The 1,005-nt window shown below is 36.3% G+C and carries 1 protein-coding gene; it reads right to left on the reverse strand.

Features of this window, described 5'->3' with window-relative positions; genetic code table 11:
• Positions 1–103: 103 nt before the first annotated feature.
• On the reverse strand, positions 104–772 hold the full coding sequence (locus FC88_RS12355; protein WP_057816073.1) for a LysM peptidoglycan-binding domain-containing protein: 669 nt from the start codon (positions 770–772) through the stop codon (positions 104–106).
• Between the last annotated feature and the right edge of the window lie 233 nt (positions 773–1,005).

Below are 1,005 nucleotides of genomic sequence, written 5' to 3' on the forward strand. Positions count from 1 at the left end.
TATGGAAAATATTAAGTTTTAAAAAGTGTTCGGTTATTTCTTGCAATCTGCCTTATACAAAAAAAGCAGAACAAATTAATGTCCTGCTTCTCAAATATTTATCTTAAAGTACTTCAACAGATGCAGTAGTTACACCGTATGAAGGAATTTGGTTATTTGGCATAGCAACGTCTAATTGGTTAGGGTTACTGTATGCAAATGTACCTGTATCATTAACTGTTCTGATCAATACTGTACCGTCAGAAAGTGTAATCTTAAGTGTTGTACCCTTAGGGAATACTGAAAGGTTAGCAGCAACACCACCATAACCCATGTTTGAACCTAGTACAGCTGGATCATAGAATGAAATCTTGAATGTTCCTTGTGATGTACCAGTTTGTGTTGTAGTAGCAGCACTTTGAGTTGTAGCTTGTGTTGTGTCTTGTGCTTGGTAACTTGTATCTTCAGTAGTTTGTGTTGCTTGAGCTGTTTGTGTTGTATCTTGAGCAGCTTGTGTTGTTGTATCTGTAGCGGCTGCAGTTGTAGCACCTGGTAATGTTACTGTTTCACCAGGGAAGATCAAGTCGTATCCGCCAACTTCACGGCCGTTAGATTGTTCAAGTTCAGCGATTGTTACGCCAGCATTTTCAGCGATACTCTTGTATGTGTCACCTGCTTCAACTTGGACATGGTTACTGTCGAGTTGTACTGCAGCTTGAGCAGTTTTTGTTGTTGCAGAAATTGCTGTTAAAGCCATAGTACTTACTAAAGCGATAGATAAAACTTTTTTCATGAATTAATTACATCCTTATATTTAAAATTGTTTAGCCCTCATTTGCTATGTTGCATATACTAACAGGTATTTATTACACAACAACGTCCGTAAAGTTACAAAAAAGCCGTTTTCTGTAATTTTAGTAATATAAATGAAACAAACATCCGTTCTATCGTTGGTATAACCCACTTTTGAATTTGGCAGATTGCAAGAAATAACCGAACACTTTTTAAAACTTAATATTTTCCATA

It is taken from the genome of Companilactobacillus futsaii JCM 17355 (genome assembly GCF_001435505.1).
In the GTDB taxonomy this organism is placed as follows: Bacteria; Bacillota; Bacilli; order Lactobacillales; family Lactobacillaceae; genus Companilactobacillus; species Companilactobacillus futsaii.

What these genes read in the sequence shown, in the direction of transcription:
- FC88_RS12355 (WP_057816073.1), bottom strand. Translation starts at nt 772, where the DNA reads ATGAAAAAAGTTTTATCTATCGCTTTAGTAAGTACTATGGCTTTAACA.